This window comes from Marinomonas sp. TI.3.20 (genome assembly GCF_038155025.1).
Taxonomy (GTDB): domain Bacteria; phylum Pseudomonadota; class Gammaproteobacteria; order Pseudomonadales; family Marinomonadaceae; genus Marinomonas; species Marinomonas flavescens.
Map to the genome: position 1 here is coordinate 85,865 of NZ_JBAKAS010000013.1, position 17,616 is coordinate 103,480.

At 42.8% G+C, this 17,616-nt stretch carries 18 protein-coding genes; 8 read left to right on the forward strand and 10 right to left on the reverse strand.

The window, feature by feature from the left end; translation table 11 throughout:
* Window positions 1-14: 14 nt before the first annotated feature.
* Window positions 15-1,988, reverse strand: a complete 1,974-nt coding sequence (locus tag V6259_RS13540) for a DNA topoisomerase III (RefSeq protein ID WP_341584972.1) — start codon at window positions 1,986-1,988, stop codon at window positions 15-17.
* Window positions 1,989-2,056: 68 nt separating this feature from the next.
* Window positions 2,057-2,539 carry a universal stress protein gene (locus tag V6259_RS13545; RefSeq protein WP_341584973.1) on the reverse strand — a complete coding sequence of 161 codons (483 nt, stop codon included), beginning with the start codon at window positions 2,537-2,539 and terminating at the stop codon, window positions 2,057-2,059.
* A 434-nt stretch (window positions 2,540-2,973) separates the two neighbouring features.
* Between V6259_RS13545 and V6259_RS13550 the strand changes: the two genes are divergently transcribed.
* Entirely contained in the window at window positions 2,974-3,594 is a 621-nt protein-coding gene (locus V6259_RS13550; protein ID WP_133010266.1) for an FKBP-type peptidyl-prolyl cis-trans isomerase, read from the forward strand.
* 140 nt (window positions 3,595-3,734) lie between these two features.
* On the opposite strand, the gene V6259_RS13555 is transcribed toward V6259_RS13550, so the two are convergent.
* The 3 genes from V6259_RS13555 to purB all read right to left on the reverse strand — a co-directional run bounded on the left by V6259_RS13555 (window position 3,735) and on the right by purB (window position 6,894).
* Window positions 3,735-4,151 carry a GNAT family N-acetyltransferase gene (locus V6259_RS13555; protein WP_341584974.1) on the reverse strand — a complete coding sequence of 139 codons (417 nt, stop codon included), beginning with the start codon at window positions 4,149-4,151 and terminating at the stop codon, window positions 3,735-3,737.
* Window positions 4,152-4,162: 11 nt separating this feature from the next.
* Window positions 4,163-5,410, reverse strand: coding sequence for a cupin domain-containing protein (locus tag V6259_RS13560; protein WP_341584975.1), 1,248 nt, complete (start codon window positions 5,408-5,410; stop codon window positions 4,163-4,165).
* A 113-nt stretch (window positions 5,411-5,523) separates the two neighbouring features.
* Window positions 5,524-6,894: an adenylosuccinate lyase gene (purB, locus tag V6259_RS13565; protein ID WP_341584976.1), complete on the reverse strand. Its 1,371-nt coding sequence runs from the start codon at window positions 6,892-6,894 to the stop codon at window positions 5,524-5,526.
* A gap of 203 nt (window positions 6,895-7,097) precedes the next feature.
* Here purB and V6259_RS13570 point away from each other — a divergent pair, with 203 nt between their 5' ends.
* From V6259_RS13570 to V6259_RS13595, 6 genes are all read left to right on the forward strand, one after another.
* Window positions 7,098-7,487: an MmcQ/YjbR family DNA-binding protein gene (locus V6259_RS13570; RefSeq protein WP_133010270.1), complete on the forward strand. Its 390-nt coding sequence runs from the start codon at window positions 7,098-7,100 to the stop codon at window positions 7,485-7,487.
* 88 nt (window positions 7,488-7,575) lie between these two features.
* Window positions 7,576-7,986, forward strand: coding sequence for a GFA family protein (locus V6259_RS13575; RefSeq protein ID WP_341584977.1), 411 nt, complete (start codon window positions 7,576-7,578; stop codon window positions 7,984-7,986).
* 248 nt (window positions 7,987-8,234) lie between these two features.
* Complete coding sequence (locus V6259_RS13580) at window positions 8,235-8,984, forward strand: NUDIX hydrolase (RefSeq protein ID WP_341584978.1); 750 nt, start codon at window positions 8,235-8,237, stop codon at window positions 8,982-8,984.
* Between the two features lie 174 nt (window positions 8,985-9,158).
* Window positions 9,159-9,980, forward strand: coding sequence for an ABC transporter ATP-binding protein (locus V6259_RS13585; RefSeq protein WP_240536912.1), 822 nt, complete (start codon window positions 9,159-9,161; stop codon window positions 9,978-9,980).
* 7 nt (window positions 9,981-9,987) lie between these two features.
* Window positions 9,988-10,971, forward strand: coding sequence for an ABC transporter substrate-binding protein (locus V6259_RS13590; RefSeq protein WP_341584979.1), 984 nt, complete (start codon window positions 9,988-9,990; stop codon window positions 10,969-10,971).
* Entirely contained in the window at window positions 10,968-12,074 is a 1,107-nt protein-coding gene (locus tag V6259_RS13595) for a FecCD family ABC transporter permease (RefSeq protein ID WP_341584980.1), read from the forward strand. The genes V6259_RS13590 and V6259_RS13595 overlap by 4 nt, the downstream gene beginning before the upstream one ends.
* Before the next feature lie 113 nt (window positions 12,075-12,187).
* Here V6259_RS13595 and V6259_RS13600 read toward each other — a convergent pair whose 3' ends face one another.
* Window positions 12,188-12,721, reverse strand: a complete 534-nt coding sequence (locus V6259_RS13600; RefSeq protein WP_133010275.1) for a glutathione peroxidase — start codon at window positions 12,719-12,721, stop codon at window positions 12,188-12,190.
* Window positions 12,722-12,931: 210 nt separating this feature from the next.
* Between V6259_RS13600 and V6259_RS13605 the strand changes: the two genes are divergently transcribed.
* Window positions 12,932-13,267, forward strand: coding sequence for a DUF1294 domain-containing protein (locus V6259_RS13605; protein WP_341584981.1), 336 nt, complete (start codon window positions 12,932-12,934; stop codon window positions 13,265-13,267).
* A 128-nt stretch (window positions 13,268-13,395) separates the two neighbouring features.
* Here the strand turns inward: V6259_RS13605 and pstB are convergent, their stop codons facing one another.
* From pstB to pstS, 4 genes are read right to left on the reverse strand one after another with little or no spacing between them, the layout of a single operon-like run.
* On the reverse strand, window positions 13,396-14,214 hold the full coding sequence (gene pstB, locus V6259_RS13610) for a phosphate ABC transporter ATP-binding protein PstB (protein WP_341584982.1): 819 nt from the start codon (window positions 14,212-14,214) through the stop codon (window positions 13,396-13,398).
* A 14-nt stretch (window positions 14,215-14,228) separates the two neighbouring features.
* The gene (gene pstA / locus V6259_RS13615) at window positions 14,229-15,074 is read right to left on the reverse strand and encodes a phosphate ABC transporter permease PstA (protein ID WP_341584983.1); all 846 of its coding nucleotides are present in this window, start codon (window positions 15,072-15,074) and stop codon (window positions 14,229-14,231) included.
* 9 nt (window positions 15,075-15,083) lie between these two features.
* A complete protein-coding gene (gene pstC / locus V6259_RS13620) occupies window positions 15,084-16,088 on the reverse strand; it encodes a phosphate ABC transporter permease subunit PstC (RefSeq protein ID WP_341584984.1) in 1,005 nt (334 codons plus the stop codon).
* Between the two features lie 4 nt (window positions 16,089-16,092).
* Window positions 16,093-17,136 (reverse strand): phosphate ABC transporter substrate-binding protein PstS, encoded by a 1,044-nt coding sequence (gene pstS, locus V6259_RS13625; protein WP_341584985.1) that lies wholly within the window; start codon window positions 17,134-17,136, stop codon window positions 16,093-16,095.
* Window positions 17,137-17,616: the final 480 nt, after the last annotated feature.

The window sequence follows — 17,616 nt, forward strand, 5'->3', positions numbered from 1 at the left end:
CAATAAATAGTATGTTAAGAAGACGCTTTAGGGCGTCTTCTTGCGTTTGAAGTTGTTGTTTTCTTGCCTGTCGTTTTCCTACCGGTTGAGGCTTTTCGCTTAGTAAATGCTTTTTTTGCTGGCGCTGGCAGATTTTGTAATGCCGCTGTTGGCATTTCTCGGGATTTGTCGAGAAGCTCTGTTAAATTTTTCTCAAGATTTTGCATAAAAGTTTGGTAACTAGCTTCCCCTAAACTGATGGCATTAAGAGAGGATTCCCATTTTGCCGTCATATCTGGAGTAACCAATTGCTGTGGTAAACAATCAATAAAAGCACGGCCTGTTTTGCTAGCGTGTATTTGCTTTCCTTGGCGCATTAAAAAGTCGCGTTTAAACAGCAGTTCTATAATGCTGGCTCGGGTTGCTTCAGTACCTAATCCATCGGTTTCTTTCAAAATTGCGCGTATCGCTTTATCCGTGACAAAACGACTGATTCCTGTCATAGCAGCAAGCAAGGTTGCATCAGTAAAAGCCGCAGGTGGTGTGGTGACCTTTTCATCAATAATACCTTCATGGCACCAGGTTTCTTCCCCTTTAGTGAGCTTCGGTAGTTCACTTTGTTCTTCATCGTTATTCGTTTTATTTTTTCTTGGTAGCAAGGTCTTCCAGCCAAGTGATATTGGCGTGTTGCCTTTTGCTTCAAATTGGCCCCCTTCTATTTCCAGCTTTATCTGTGATGCCAAGTAATCGTAATCGGGGTAAAACTGCATTAAATATTGACGTGCGATTAAGCTAAATACTAAGTTTTCTGTTTTGGACAAAGACGCCATTTTGTAAGATTGCGTCGTAGGGATAATGGCATGGTGAGCAGTCACTTGCTTGTCATTCCAAGCTTTGCTTTTTTTGCTTGCGTCTGCGGATGCAGCGCCCTTAGCAATCTCGCCTTCAGCGTTAGTGAGCGCTTTAATGACGCAGGGTGCATCTCTATGCTGTTGGCTCGGCAAATAACGACAATCCGACCTAGGGTAAGTAATCATCTGATGGCGTTCATAGAGCGTCTGGCAGATATCAAGTACTTGCTGAGCGGAGAGAGAAAATGCTTTTGCCGCGTCAATCTGTAAAGCAGATAAGCTGTAAGGCAGAGGAGGGGATTGGTTCTTTTTTTTGTAATTTGCTTGCGTCACTATCGCCGGTTTATTGGTGATTCGAGAAGCTACGTTTTTTGCTAGAGGCAGGCTTAGAACTCGATTTTCATCGTCCATGTAGGATTGGCAAGACTCGCTAGGTAGCCATTTTGCGCGAAATCTATTACTTTTCTTATCTTCAATATTTGCCCAAACTTGGTAGAAATCTTTGGCTACGAAGTCTTCTCTTTCCTTATCTCTTGCTGCGACAAGTCCCAAGACAGGGGTTTGCACTCGTCCAATGGATAAAACTCCTTGATAACCAGCCTGACGACCTCTTATTGTGTAGGCGCGAGTTAAGTTGAGACCAAACAGCCAATCAGCTCGCGCTCTACCAAGAGCAGATCGTGATAATGCGGCGAATTCAGCGTTAGGGCGTAAATTGTTGAGGGCTTTTTTTACGGCTGACGGTGTTAAGTCATTTATCAGCAAGCGCTGGGTCGATTTTAGCTTTTGTGCTGATGCTTTGCTGTAGTGCAAAACCTCATCAACAAGCAACTGACCTTCACGATCAGGGTCTCCAGCATTAACAAGTGTGGTTGCTTTTTTTATCAGTTTTTTAAGAACAGATAGCTGCTTTTTGGTTGCTGCTTTTTCTTGCCATTGCCATTCGCTAGGAATAATAGGTAAGTGATCCAAGCTCCATGATTTAAAGGCTGGATTATAGTGGTGAGGTTCAGCTTGTTCGAGTAAGTGGCCGATGCACCAACTAACACAGTCGCCATTAGGCAGCCATATGCAACCATCCTCTTTTTTTTGAGGAGAGGGAAGGGCGGCCGCGATGGCGCGTGCAAGACTGGGTTTTTCGGCAATATAGAGAATCATAGATACACTTACTGTTTATATATACAGTTAAGTGTATCCAAGATGTAGTGAGCTTACTAGGGCTTAACTTATTTAATTGGCACTACTAGTACAGGAATTTTACTGTGATGAATCACTTTATTCGCGGTAGAGCCGATGACCATTTGACCGATTCGACTATGAGTTCGGCTGTTCATAATAATAAGATCGACACCTTTTTTCTCAGCAGTCTCTTGAATTATTTCTGATGGTACGCCATGCACGACAATAGTTTTTGGTGGTGTGCTTAGTGTCGCTAACTCTTCTTTATTGGCATCCATAAAGCTTGTTAGTTCTTCTTGCATGCGTTCTTCTACATGCTTAACCGCTTCTTCATGCATTTTTTCTGACGCTTCTTTAGGAACGTAGTAGTAAATCATGTTAACAGCTTGAGGGCTGAGTGGTTCCATTGAATGCATGATGATAAGTTCTGCTTGATGAGTCAAAGCAATATTTAAAGCAAGTCCCAATGCAGGCTGAGTTTTACCTTCTAAGTCAGACGCATAAAGAATTTTTTTAATTGGAGGTAGCATGCTAATTTCCTTTTTTAGTTTATGGTCAAAGTATAAAACTATTTTTTTTTGTTATGCTGACCTAGATCAATAATCGATAGTAATATTCTTGTATATAGGACGTTCAGAGTCGTATTTTTTTTGATTTTCTCTATGGCTGTCTATTAAGAAACTGCCTATTGATATGACAAAAATCATACCTACGAATAAAAGCCCCCAATAATCTCGAGATTTCTCTGAACTGTTATCTTTAATGACGTGCGGGATAAAGGTCTTGGCTTTCATACGTTATCTACTATTAGTTCAATATTGTTGTATCGATAGTAAATGATAATCAATATCATTAATAGTCTCTATTTGCACTTCTTCTCTACAGCCTCTTTGACATTAATGTTCTGTTGCGAGGCCTATGTTATGATACCGCCTCAATTTTTTAACCGATAAGAGAGTTAACTATGTCTGAACTGTCGTTCGACTCAAACGAATCTAAAATCGCATACGGCATTGGTCGTCAAATTGGTGATCAACTACGTGGTAGCGATCTTGGTGAATTGTCTCTAACGCATCTTTTTGCTGCGATCGAAGATTCATTGAACGGTGCAGAAATGCGCGTTCCTGGTGCTGAACTTGAAGCCGCTTTTGCTGAACTTCAAGCAAAAATGGAAGAAAAAACTCGAACAGCTTCTGAAGGAAACATCCAAGCGGGTGCGGCTTTCCTAGAAGAGAACAAAGCTAAAGACGGCATTCAAGTAACAGAAAGTGGTCTTCAGTTCGAAGTTCTTGAAGAAGGCACAGGCGCGACACCAGCTCTAGAGTCTACTGTTCGTGTACATTACGAAGGTCGTCTGCTTGACGGTCAAGTATTTGATAGTTCAATTGCTCGTGGCGAGCCAATTGAATTCCCTCTAACTGGCGTTATTGCTGGTTGGACTGAAGGTCTTCAGTTGATGAAAGAAGGCGCAAAATACCGTCTTACTATTCCTGCTGAATTGGCTTACGGCGCACAAGGCGCTGGCGCTATGATCCAACCTCATTCTGTTCTTCAGTTTGATGTTGAATTGATTGCTGTAGTTTAATAATGGCCTAATGATTGATTAATTAGCGCTGTCGCTTAATTCATCAAGAATACCAAAAAGCGAGTTGACCTGAAGAGGACAGCTCGCTTTTTTGTTTATCTGACTTCTAACAAGGTTATTTTTACAGTCAGGGTAGGTACCTAGATATCTCTTTCCATTCGTATGTGCAGTTTAGTCGCCTCTAAAAACACCTTACCATCCGTTATAAAATTGTGTTTTTCATAAAAGGCTTGGGCTTCCACTTGAGCATCTAAAAAAACCTTTTTGATCCCCATTTCTCGTGCAACTTGAACGGCTTTTTGCAAAAGCATGTCGCCATAGCCTCGGAGGCGATAGGCAGGAAGAACCGCTAAGCGCCCAATATGACCATCTTGAAGCAGCCGACAGGTCCCTGTTGGTACTGCCGTCGTTCCGAAAGAGACAAAATGCACTGCGTTTTTGTCATGCTCGTCCCATTCGTCTTCGGGCGGAATGCCTTGTTCAATAATAAAAACCTGCTTCCTAACAAAGGTAAGTTGGTCTTTACTGCTGTTCCAGTCGGAGGTTAATACGTTCACAATCTTATCCTTTATTCTTCAGAAGCCGTGAGTTCAATAAGGCCTTGCTGGCGAATCAAGAAACGTAATAAAGGAATTAGGTCGCTGTCTTGCTCTAGATCTAGTCCTGAAAAGTCAAATTCCGTTTCGTTACAAACCGCTTGTACAAAAATAGCGAGCTCTCTGCTCATTACTAAGCTATCGCCATTGCAAAATACAGTCATGTTTGATGTGTTGTCAGGCTGATCATCAAGCCCTTCAAGTGTTTGTTGGTTTTCTGACTCTGATGTCTCTGGGTCGTAATAACTGATACGTGCATCGCCAGGTCGGATAAACGTATGCCCAGCTAAAGCATTTGAATAAGCTTGTTCAAGCTCTTGTTGATTCAGAGGCGTTAAAAATTCAGGGTATTTACTGTCGCTCATTGTTTCTCCCAACCATTGAGCAAGAACCTCTGGCTGGTTTATTAAGCGTACAAGCTCTGCTTGTAAATACGTAATGTCTTCTTGATTGATCTGGGCGCTATGGGCTCGAGTGCCTGATTCAGGTGCGGAAAAACGATCTTTCTCATTGATGGTGTCACACAGTTTGTCTCGGATACCGGTTAAAGCGTCTTGCATGCTTGGTGCACGAAAACCGATTGAGTAGGTCATGCAATCGTCGTCCAGTGAGCGCCCATTATGAGCAAAATTAGGTGGTAAGTAGAGAATGTCCCCTGCGTCTAGCTCCCAATCCATTGTGCTGTCTACGTCGAAGTTCTCCAATATATGCAATGGGATATCTGGTATAGACGTGTCTTGATATTGATCTGGTGCGAGTACTTGCCAGCGTCGTTTACCAGCAACCTGTACCAAAAACACATCGTACTGGTCATAGTGTGGGCCAACGCTACCACCTTCTGTGGCGTAACTGACCATAACGTCGTCAAGACGCCAGCTAGGTAAAAACTGAAAACGCTCTTTTAGTTCTTGGACTTCAGGTACCCAGTGGTCAACTGCTTGAACTAATAACGTCCATTCTTTTTCTGGCAATGTAGCAAAAGCGTCTTCGTCAAATGGACCTTGGCGTAACTCCCATGGAGACTGTCCATTTTCTATTACGATACGTGATTCGACACCATCTTCCATTGCCATGCCAGCTAATTCATCTGCATCCAAAGGAACATCGAAAGCCACTAAGCCAGAGCGAATCAAAAGAGGCTTTTTCTGCCAATATTCTGACAAGAATGAGCGTGCCGTCATGCCGCCTAAAATAGTTAGTGGTGCGTCTAAATCTATCATAAATTACTCACTCTAATAAAAGAGAAAATCGAAAAGGGGAGACAAAAAAGAGCCGATAAATCGGCTCTTTTTACGTTATTAATGCACTAATGATGCTTTTGGAAAGTTAGTGATTAACGAATGGCTTTTGCTTGTGCAACCGCATTACCGATGTAAGTCGCAGGTGTTAGCTTTTTAAGCTCCACTTTAGCGTCTTCTGGCATTTCCAGCGTGTCTACAAAGGCTTCGATCGTTGCTTGATCAATAGTACGGCCGCGCGTTAGTTCTTTTAGTTTCTCGTAAGGAGATTCGATGCCGTAACGACGCATAACAGTTTGAATTGGCTCAGCCAATACTTCCCATGCACTGTTTAGATCCGCGTCAAGGCGCGGTGCATTGATTTCCAATTTACTGATGCCTTTAAGCGTTGATTGGTAAGCGATCAAGCTATGCGCTAGACCAACACCTAGGTTACGCAACACTGTAGAGTCTGTTAGATCACGCTGCCAGCGAGAGATCGGCAATTTAGCGCTTAGATGTCCCATGATGGCATTCGCAATGCCCAAGTTACCTTCGGAGTTTTCGAAGTCAATTGGGTTAACTTTATGCGGCATAGTTGATGAGCCGATTTCGCCAGCAATGGTTTTTTGCTTGAAGAAGCCCATTGAGATGTAGCCCCACACATCACGATCAAAGTCGAGCAAGATAGTGTTGAAACGGCAAATAGCATCGAACAATTCAGCGATGTAATCATGCGGTTCAATTTGTGTTGTATAAGGGTTCCAAGATAAGCCTAAAGAAGTCACAAAAGCTTCTGCGTGAGCTTGCCAATCGACATCTGGGTAAGCAGAAAAGTGAGCGTTGTAGTTACCTACTGCGCCGTTGATTTTGCCTAAAAATTCAACGTTTTCAATTTGCTTAAGCTGGCGACTAAGGCGTGCTGCTACGTTGGCCATTTCTTTACCAACAGTAGACGGAGACGCGGTTTGACCATGTGTACGAGACAACATAGGTTGTTCAGCGTGCTCAATGGCAAGATCTTGGATCGCTGTGATTATGTTTTTAAGTTCAGGAGTAATGCCTACTTCCAGAGCTTCACGTAACATCAAAGCGTGTGACAAGTTATTGATGTCTTCAGAAGTACAAGCAAAATGAACAAATTCAGAAATAGCCGCTAGTTCAGCATTGTTGGCCATTTGATTTTTGATGAAGTATTCAACCGCTTTGACATCGTGGTTCGTGGTTTTCTCAATGTCTTTGATCGCTTGAGCGTCTGCTTCGCTGAAGTTGTCAGCCAATTGGTCTAATAACGCGCTTGCTTCATCACTTAGTGCGGGTACTTCAATAATTTGCGGGTGTTTGGCAAGAGCCTGTAGCCAGCGTACTTCCACAATGACACGCATACGAAGCAAGCCATACTCGCTTACTGAGCGACGTAATACATTGGTTTTTGATCCGTAACGACCGTCTATTGGGGAAATTGCGTTTAAGCTAGTTAATTCCATTGAGATAACGCCTCGACCATGGTTTTCAGGGAGCCGCTATTATAGGGAAAAGTGGGACGTACTGCCATTGCGCTAAGGTGATTCAAGGTGTTTTGTCATGATTAACTTGATAGAAGGAAACAAGCACCAAGTAAAATGAGTGGCTTGATGCTTTTAATCGGATGGGAGACACTGTCTATTCTTCGCTTTTACTAAGAATTTCTATGCTTGAGTCTGCAATAAAGCAATATTTATTAGAAAAACCAGAAGCGTTGGAAGATTATCCATTTGGACCAGACGCTATTGTGTTTAAAGTACAAAAGAAAATGTTTGCTTTATTTATGGTGAGGCAAGGGCAGAGTGCGCTTAATTTAAAATGCGATCCTGAAGAAGCGGTTCAGTTAAGGGATATTTTTAGCGCCGTCACGGCGGGATATCATATGAATAAACGACATTGGAATACTGTCATTCTCGATGGCTCTCTACCAATGGGTGAAATTGAACGTATGATTGATAATTCTTATAGTTTGGTTGTCAAAGGCCTCAAAAAATCAGATCGAGAAGGTTTGGAAGTTCGTCACGGTAGTCAGATTGTTTATGCGTTGAATAAGTAGATTATTCAAATCAGGTTGTTTTTTTTAGTATTGTTGCTCTTTTTATACTGATAAAAAGTTGAGTGACTTAGGCCCGCTTGGAGGTTTTATGAGTACAGTGTTGAAAGGAAGTTGTTTGTGTCATGGCATCCAGTATGAAGTACGCAGTGAGCTAGGCGATATTATGCAGTGCCATTGCCAAAAGTGTCGTAAAGCAAACGGTACCGCGTTTGCGACTAATGCCGCTATCCCAACTGATGCCTTTGTCTTTTTAGAAGGAGAGTCATTAGTAGGGGAATATGAATCGACACCTGGCGTGTTTCGTACTTTTTGTACTCGATGCGCATCCCCGCTTTACAGCCGTCGCCCTAGCCAGCCAGAATTGCTTCGATTACGTATTGGTAGCCTTGATACGCCAATTGAAGGTCGCCCAGCGCTTCATATTTATGCCGCGTCTAAAGCAGAATGGGATCGCATCACAGATGATATTCCTCAATATGATGAACGGCCACTCTCTTAATTCTCGCTAAGTGATAGCGTCAGTTCGATGATTACTTTAAAAAACTGGCAAAAATGATTTGGTCGTCTATGCTTAAAGTTCCCTCCATAGATGTAATGAAGAGACCTTTGAGGCTGTAGTAGGCGTGATGTTTACCATGCTTGCCTCTTTTTTTAATAGGTGCACTCTGCCAATTCCTTATTTTTCCCACTTATCCACATAGCGTGTTGCGTTATGATCTTTTATTTCGCTAAATAAGGGTGACTCTATTGTCTATTCTGCCTCATCAAACTGATATTTTTGGTGGCATTATCATCGATTCTGATCAATTACCTGATACCTTAATTCAGTTTGAGCAGGGATTGATTTCATTATTAGAAAAAGCCAAGAAAAGCGATTTCAAACTTATTTGGCTTACCGTTGAACGCACCAAAACAGACATTATTCCTATTTTAGCAACACATAATTTTGTATTTCATACTTGCAGCGAAGACACGCTGACAATGATTTGCCGTATGGAAGAAACCAGTTATGCGCCTTTTTCGCCTACTCACACTTTGGGTACTGGGGCGATCGTTATCAATGATAAAGATGAGCTGTTGGTGATGCGCGATAATTGGTCATCTTATCGCGGTTATAAATTACCGGGTGGATATCTTGAACAGGGTGAAAGCATTGAAGAAGCCGTTGTTCGAGAAGTGCTAGAAGAAACTGGTGTAACCACTCGATTTGATGCTGTATTAGGGCTCAGAGCACGCCACCCTGTGCAATTTGATAAATCCAATCTTTATATTGTTTGCCGTTTAGTACCGATTGACGAAACCATTGAGATTACTGATACCGCTGAAGTGGCGGAAGCCAGATGGATGCCAGTGAGTGACTATTTGGCAGATGTGAATATTCATGCGTTCAATCGAAAAATGGTGGCAGAGTTGAGAAATTGTACCGGCTTACAGCGCATTCAAGTGGATACATCATTAGCGTCCAATGCTCAGAATGAAGTCTTTTTTGCGACCTAATGTTAAGCAACAAAAAGTGAGTATTCTTACTTTTGGGCTATTGTACTAAATGCTGCATGTTAAAATGAAAAGATCACAATCAGAATGACTTGTCCCTCCTTTCTACGCCCCGTATAGTCTCTGCCATTGTAGAATGGCCTGAAGGCCATGGCCCTCATCGAATTGGATTGTTTAGTGTCTGATATAAATAAATCGGCAGCAGTGTCGTACTTTTTAAAAAGCCGCCCAGCCGCTATTGAGCTAGATAATGTATCTTGGTCTCCAACGGCTGGACGAGTGGTGCTTCAGCCTATTCAAATAAGTATTAAAGCGGGTGAGTTTGTTGCGATTGTAGGCCCAAATGGGTCAGGAAAAACCAGCTTATTACGTTGTTTATATCGGGTAAATAAACCCACTTCTGGTTATGTGCGACTAGACGGTAAGGATGTTTGGCGCCTGTCAGCCAAACAATGCGCTCAACGTATTGCCACTGTGTTGCAGGATTCTGGTGCAGATTTTGGGCTCAGCGTGTTTGAGATGGTGGAAGTCGGATTAACACCGAATACATCGTCTTGGGGGCGCTCAGATAAGGATATTCAAACCGTAGAGCGCGCATTAGACTGGTTAGATGTATTGCCATTAGCGAACCGTGATTTCAGTTCACTATCCGGCGGTGAGCGTCAGAGAGTAAGAATTGCACGGGCGTTAGTGCAACAACCCGATGTCTTGATCCTAGATGAACCAACGAATCATTTGGATATTCGCCACCAGCTTGACGTCCTTGCACTTATTGCCAAACTACCTTGTACTGTAATTGTATCGCTTCATGATTTAGCGTTGGCTTCAGCCTATGCCGATCGCGTTATGGTGCTTAAAGAGGGGCGATTAGACGCCTTTGATACGCCTGAGAACGTTTTTTCTTCTAGCCGAATTAAACACGTTTTTGATGTTGAGACCGTGATAGATGAACATCCTATTACACAGCGCCCACGATTTTCTTTTTACCTTAATGATTAACCATATTATGACGTACATATCTCACTTTAAAAGCCGACCTTTGATATTAGCAGTGGGCTTGTTTGTCAGTGTTACCCAAGCAAATTTCGCCAGTGCTGCGCACTATCCGGTGCAAGTACAGAGTTGTAATAGAACCGTGACGTTTGATAAAGCGCCACAAGCGGCTGTATCTAATGACGTGAATTTGACCGAAATGATGTTGGCGCTTCATTTACAAGATCATATGGTCGGTTATACCGGTGTCTCGGGTTGGAAAACACTGGATCCGACATTGCGAAAAGGCATCGGTCAATTGCCAGAGTTATCCCCGAAATACCCAACCAAAGAAGTGTTATTGGGTGCCAATGCAGACTTTTACTTTGCTGGTTGGAATTACGGCATGCGCGTTGGTGGCGGGGTAACGCCTTCCACGTTGGCGCCATTGGGCATTAAGGTGTATGAATTAACCGAAAGTTGTATTCATATTATGAATAAACCTAAGGTGTCGATGAATGATCTATACAAGGATTTGCTGAATTTAGGGAACATTTTTAATGTTGAAGCGCGTGCGACAAAGCTCGTTGCAGGGTATAAAAAAGAATTAGTGAGTTTTCAAGAAAAACTGACACCACTCAAAAAGCCTCCCAAAGTATTTGTTTATGACTCAGGTGAAGCTGAACCTTTCACGGCGGGGCGTTATGGTATGCCAACAGCACTGATTGAAGCCGCGGGTGGTATCAATGTGGCCGATGATGTGAATAAAAGTTGGACCCAGATAGGTTGGGAGTCTGTTATTGATCGAGCTCCCGATATTATTGTTATTGTGAATTATGGCGACGTAACCGCACAACAGAAAATCGATTTTTTAACACATAACCCGGCATTAAAATCGATACCAGCGATAAAAAACAAACATTTTGTGGTACTTCAATATGTAGAAGCCACTCCTGGGCCACGTAATATAGAGGCGATTAAACGACTTGCTACCGCTTTTAGACGTGATGCTTCATGAGTAAAGATTCATCGTCTGAGCTGAGTGAAAATCAATCATCAAAAAGTGCCACTTTATTGGCCACCTATGTGCCTTTGCCTTTTTTGATTATCTTGCTGACTTTTCTTCTGCTCGGTCTTATGGGGTTGGCAATTGGAGTGGGCTCTGTTGCGATTCAGCAATCAACGGTATGGGGTGTTATCGCGCATAAGCTTTCACTCGTATGGTTGCATCCCACTTGGTTTATTCCCGATTGGTCAATGGGGCGGGAAAATATTGTATGGGAAGTGCGACTGCCGCGAACTATTTTGGCGGCCACCGTAGGTGCATCGTTAGCGTTGGTTGGCGCGTCATTACAATCGGTGACACGTAACCCGCTTGCAGACCCACATCTGCTGGGTATCTCATCGGGCGCCGCGTTAGGTGCAATCATTGCGTTATTGCACACAGGTATGGTGTTAGGTGTTGTTACTGTACCTGTGTTTGCCTTTCTTGGTGCATTGCTTGCGATGTTTCTGGTATTGGCGGTGGCAAATTTTGCGGCGGCACACAGTGCGGGACGATTGATTCTAGCCGGAGTCGCGGTCGCTTTTGTTTTAACATCCGTAGGAAACTTGTTTATTTTTATGGGAGACCATCGTGCCTCCCATACGGTGATTTTTTGGATGTTGGGCGGACTAGGCTTGGCCCAATGGGGGCAGTTATGGTTTCCCATTGGCACTTTACTATTAGGTAGTGCGTATCTTATTTACAAAGCACGCTATTTGAATGCAATGATCTTGGGTGATGAAACTGCGAGCACCTTGGGTATTCCTGTTGAGCGTTTTCGTATTATGGTGATTATTGTGTGTGCTTTATTGACTGGTGCCGCTGTCGCATTTTCGGGTGTGATTGGTTTTGTTGGTCTTATGGTGCCACATATTGTGCGTTTGCTGGTGGGAGGAGATTATCGAAAGGTTTTACCGTTGTCGGCATTGCTTGGTGCCATTTTCTTAGTTGTTGCAGATATAGTGGCGCGTATTATTATGCCGCCTCAAGATATGCCTATTGGTATTTTGACAGGGCTAGTAGGGGGCGTCGGATTTGTTTTTTTAATGAGAAAGCGACGAAGTGTTGCTCTATGACTGTCATCTGAAGTGAAAAAACTAAGTTTACTAAGCCGAAATATTGGAATGAAAAAACACAAATTAAGAGGATGAAAACGAGCGAGAAGGCCCGTTTTCAAATACTTTGGCGCTTACAGATCTGCTTCAATAGCGCTGACTAAATCATCGCTTTCAGGTGTTACATCAGGTGAAAAACGCACGACATTGCCTTCTTTAGTCACTAGGAATTTCTCAAAATTCCATACTACTTCTGGCGCCAATGTTGATTCAATATTGTGCCCAGACAACATTTTTTCCATCGCTTCACGGTTTGGCGTAACAGGAGCCGCTTCAATTAAACTTTTATAAAGTGGATGCTTGTCCTTGCCTGTTACTGCGATTTTACTAAACATTGGAAATGTTACGTCGTAAGTAAGGCTGCAGAACGCTTGGATTTCTTCATCACTGCCAGGCTCTTGCCCAGCAAAATCGTTCGCAGGAAAGCCCAAAATCTCTAAGCCTTGAGAATGATATTTTTTGTATAATGCTTCTAATCCTTCGTATTGAGGCGTTAATCCACATTTGGATGCGACATTAACGATTAGCACCGTTTGCCCTTGATAAGCCGTTAAAGATACGTCTTCGCCTTTGATGTTGGTAACGGTTAAATCTAATAGATTACTCATGGTAGCCTCTTATATTGATGTAAATGGATTCGTTCTACGCAGATGCACTCACTACAGATTATGAGTGGATCTTTTTGTTGCTTCTCGCTTTAGCATATCTCTTCAGACATTAAATAAATGCGCAACAATTGCATAAGTTCGCTTGTCCTGCTTAGAGTGTTGTTTAGGAGGCTGTCAGGATGAATAGCTTGTAACTTAAGGAGAGATTGTTTGTCTTACCCTGTTTTTCTAGTGAGTTTGTATGTTGTTTTCAGCATTGTGGCGTTTGGGTTTTATGGTTGGGACAAGCGCGCAGCTAAAAAGAATCGACGTCGGGTGCCTGAAGTAACGCTTCATTGGTTAGCATTATTAGGCGGTTGGCCGGGTGCGATATTGGCACAAAAATATTTCCGTCATAAAACGATAAAAAAATCGTTCCGTATTGCATTTTGGCTGACGTGTGTAGCGAATATTTTACTGCTGATGTTGGCGTGTTTCTTTATTCAGATAGGCTTTGTTCAAGGAATAAGCAATATTCAGGCGTTGTTCAACAGCCTATATAAGTAGAGGCATTTATATCTGATGAACAATGACGTTCTCGTCTGATAAATAATTGTAAAAATACAACGGCCTGAAAAATATCAGGCCGGTTTCTACACTACTGTTTCATTAGCGGATTTCTTATCCTCAGATTACTAGCCGAAACGACCCGTAATGTAGTTCTTAGTGCGCTCTTTTTTCGGACGTAAAAACATTTCGTCTGTTTCCGCCACTTCCACTATCTCGCCTAAATACATAAAGACGGTTTTTTGGGAGACCCGAGCCGCTTGTTGCATATTATGCGTGACAATAACAATGGTGTATTCGTCGCGCAAAGTATCCAATAAATCCTCTATTTTAGAGGTGGATACAGGATCAAGTGCAGAGGTGGGTTCGTCAAGCAATAACACTTGTGGTTCCAGTGCTATGGTTCGAGCGATACACAAACGTTGCTGTTGACCACCAGAAAGACTTTGTCCACTTTGATTTAGCTTGTCTTTTACTTCGTCCCACAAGGCTGCGCTGCGCAAGGCCTTTTCAACGCGAGCATCCATTTCACGACGTGACGGTTTTTCATAAAGACGAATGCCGTACGCGATATTGTCATAGATGGACATAGGGAATGGTGTCGGTGACTGAAATACCATGCCAACGCGAGCACGCAATGCAGAGACATTCATTTTTGGATCTAGTATGTTTTGATTATCAATGATGACCTGACCTTTTGCTTCTTGGCCTGGGTACAGAGTATAGATACGGTTCAAAACACGTAACAATGTTGATTTACCACAACCAGATGGTCCAATGATCGCGGTTGTCTCATTGCGGCCAATCTCAAGATTGATATTTTTTAGAGAGTGATTATTACCGTAGTAAAAGTTCAAATCACGGATCGAAATATCAATCTCAGTAGCTAGCGCAGGTTTGCTAGGTTCAATATTTAAAAGTTCTGAAGGCGTCATGGCGATTTCCATTGGCTTTTCCAAAATTAGTGTTGTGCAGTCGCAGAGCGTAACACTACTCGCGAGATAATAGAGAGAACAAGGATAGTCAAGGTGATTAATAGTGCACCTGCCCAAGCAAGGGCTTGCCAATCCGGGTAAGGATTCATCGCAAACTGGAATATCATCACTGGCAAGTTGGCCATCGACGAAGACATATCAGTTGACCAGAATTGGTTGTTCAACGCGGTAAACAATAGCGGTGCTGTTTCACCAGCGATACGAGCAACAGACAATAAAATCCCCGTTGTCATACCGACACGAGCGGCTCGATAGCTAACGCTAAGAATAACTTTTGAACGGCTTGCACCCAGTGCATAAGCCGCTTCACGCATACTGTTTGGTACCAGATTCAACATATCTTCGGTGGTACGAACAACAACCGGAATGGCAATAATGGCCAATGCGGCAGAGCCGGCCCAACCAGAAAACCCACCCATTGGAGCGACCAAAATCTCATAGATAAAAAGGCCCGCAAGGATAGAAGGTTTAGCTAACAAAACATCATTTACAAAACGAACGATAGTGGCCAGTAATGTTCCTTTACCGTATTCGTTTAGGTAAGTTCCCGCGAGTAATCCAATCGGTGTCGCTACCAGCATAGCGGCAGCCACCAATAAAAAACTACCCATAATGGCATTCGCCAAACCACCAGACTCACCAGGCGGTGGCGTCATTTCGGTGAATAAGCTTGGTTTGAATGCGGAAAAACCTTGATAAAGTAGCACCGAACAAATCCATACCAGAAAAGCGAGTACCAGTAGCGTTGCCGCAACGATCAGCATCCGAGCAATAATGTTGGCAAATTGGCGACGTTTAACGACAGCGTTCACAGACAACTCCTATGATGAAATTCGGTTAAGCATCAACCGCGCAATGGCGAGTACGATGAAGGTAATAATGAATAACAATAAGCCAAGCGCAATAAGAGAGGATGAATGTATTTCTGTATAAGCCTCTTGAAACTCATTCGCAATGGTCGATGCAATGGTGTTACCTGGAGCAAAAATGGCACCGGTAATACGGTTTGCGTTACCAACAATAAAGGTAACGGCCATGGTTTCACCAAGAGCGCGACCTAGGCCTAAAAATATGGCACCTGTCATCGCTGTTTTGCAATGGGGAATGATAATGGCGCGAGTCACTTCCCAGTCGGTTGCCCCAACGGCATAACCACTTTCTTTTAAGCGTTTAGGAACCGTATCAATCACATCTCGCATAACCGCAGCGATGAAAGGCAAGATCATAATTGCCAATACAATGCCCGCTGTTGCCATACCAATGCCGATCGCAGGACCTGCAAAGATAGAAGAAAGAAAAGGTACGTTTTCAAAGGCATTAATCACTGGTGCTTGCACATACTCTGCAAATACTGGAGCGAAGAAGAAAAGCCCCCACATACCATAAATAATACTCGGAATAGCAGCCAGTAATTCAATCGCAATGCCTAAAGGGTGACGTAACCATCTAGGTGCTAATTGAGTAATGTAAATGGCAATGGCAAATGCTAAAGGAACCGCTAAAACAATCGCAATACCAGAGGTAATCAGTGTGCCCGCAATGGCTGGTAGTGCGCCGAACTGCTCAGTGACTGGGTTCCAAGTTGATGTCCAAATAAAGGAAAGACCAAACTTGCTGATAGCAGGCCATGCACCCATTGTTAAAGAGACAAAGAAGCCGCCTAAGATAACAAGGATAAACATAGCAGAACAAATTGAAAGCCATTTGAATGTGCTGTTGAAGCCTTCGCCATTCATGAAGCGAGGAGACCGCTGGAATGATCCAGCGGCCTCTTCATGAGCTTTCGTTTTAGTATTGTCGACGAGAGTCATGTTGGGTTTAGTCATTAGCTTAAGAGCCCATGTATACGGATTTGCCGTCAGTCGTTTTCAGATCTTTTGCCCAAGCGTCATGGATAAGCGCTTTTACATTCGCTGGGAATGGAACATAGTGAAGATCTTCAGCGGCTTTGTCGCCATTTGTGTATGCCCAATCAAAGAACTTAAGTACGGCTTTGGTTGCTTTTGGATCTTCCACTTTCTTATGAAGAAGAATGAAGGTCGCAGCAGTCATCGGCCAACTTTTCGCACCAGGCTGGTTAGCCAAGATTAGGTAAAAGCCTTTAGCGTGTTTCCAGTCAGCACCAGCAGCGGCGGCTTGGAAAGTTTCCATCGTAGGCGATACAATATTGCCTTCTTTGTTTTTCATTTTTGAGTAAGTTAGGTTGTTTTGCAAAGCGTATGCATATTCAACATAACCAATTGAGTTTTTCAATTGAGATACGTAGTTAGCAACACCTTGGTTACCTTTACCGCCTGTACCAACTGGCCACTGAACGGAAGCATCAACACCTACATCTTTTTTCCATTCAGGAGAAATATCTGCTAAATAGTAAGTGAAGTTGAAGGTAGTACCAGAACCGTCTGCACGGTGAACAACCGAAATTTTGTTATCAGGTAAGTTAACGCTTGGGTTCAATGCTTTGATTTCTGCATCATTCCACTTAGTGATTTTACCTAGGAAGATATTAGCGATTGTCTTGCCATCAAGTACCAATTCGCCAGGTTTGATTCCTTTCACGTTAATGATTGGAACGATGCCGCCCATTACTGTAGGGAACTGCATCATGCCTTTTTCTTCAAGAACGCTTGCCTTTAACGGCTTATCAGAAGCACCGAAGTCAACGGTTTTTGCTGTGATTTGCTTGATACCGCCGCCAGAACCAATTGCTTGGTAGTTAAGCTGAGCGCCAGTTTCTTTGTTGTAAGATTGTGCCCACTTAGAATAAACAGGGTATGGGAATGTTGCACCAGCACCAGTGATGTGATCGGCAGCGAAAGCTGATGTTGCTGTGATTGCAGCGCAAACTGCCAAGCTTGCAAAAATGCGTTTCATGAGAGTGTATCCTTTTAATGTTCAGTGTGAATTATCATTCTTTAAACTGAGATTACGGACAATCTTTGCCGTTCATCTCTTCTCATTTTTATGTGCTAGACAATAAATGGTTTCTGATCACCGTTGTCTGGGGAGACATATTGAACAAACTTTGTGACAGTTTCGTTACTAAAGCTTAAATAGCCGTATTTTTTTAGTATTTTTATGCCTCTCTACCATGCTGTTTATTCGTTCTTATAAAGAGGTTTTAACTTAACCTGTTGATATTACTATATAATTTTTATTATATCTTTGTGTTCTGTATGAATTATTTTTATTACTGAATTGCGTAAAAAATGTCATATTCGTAATGGCTTAATCAGCTAGACGCTAAGCTAGGCTGAGTTTTTTGTCGTATATTAAGTCACTAATTTGATTTTCAATGATGAGAGAGCGGCAATATAAAGAGTAATTTTCTCTTGCCGTTACAAGTGTTTCAAA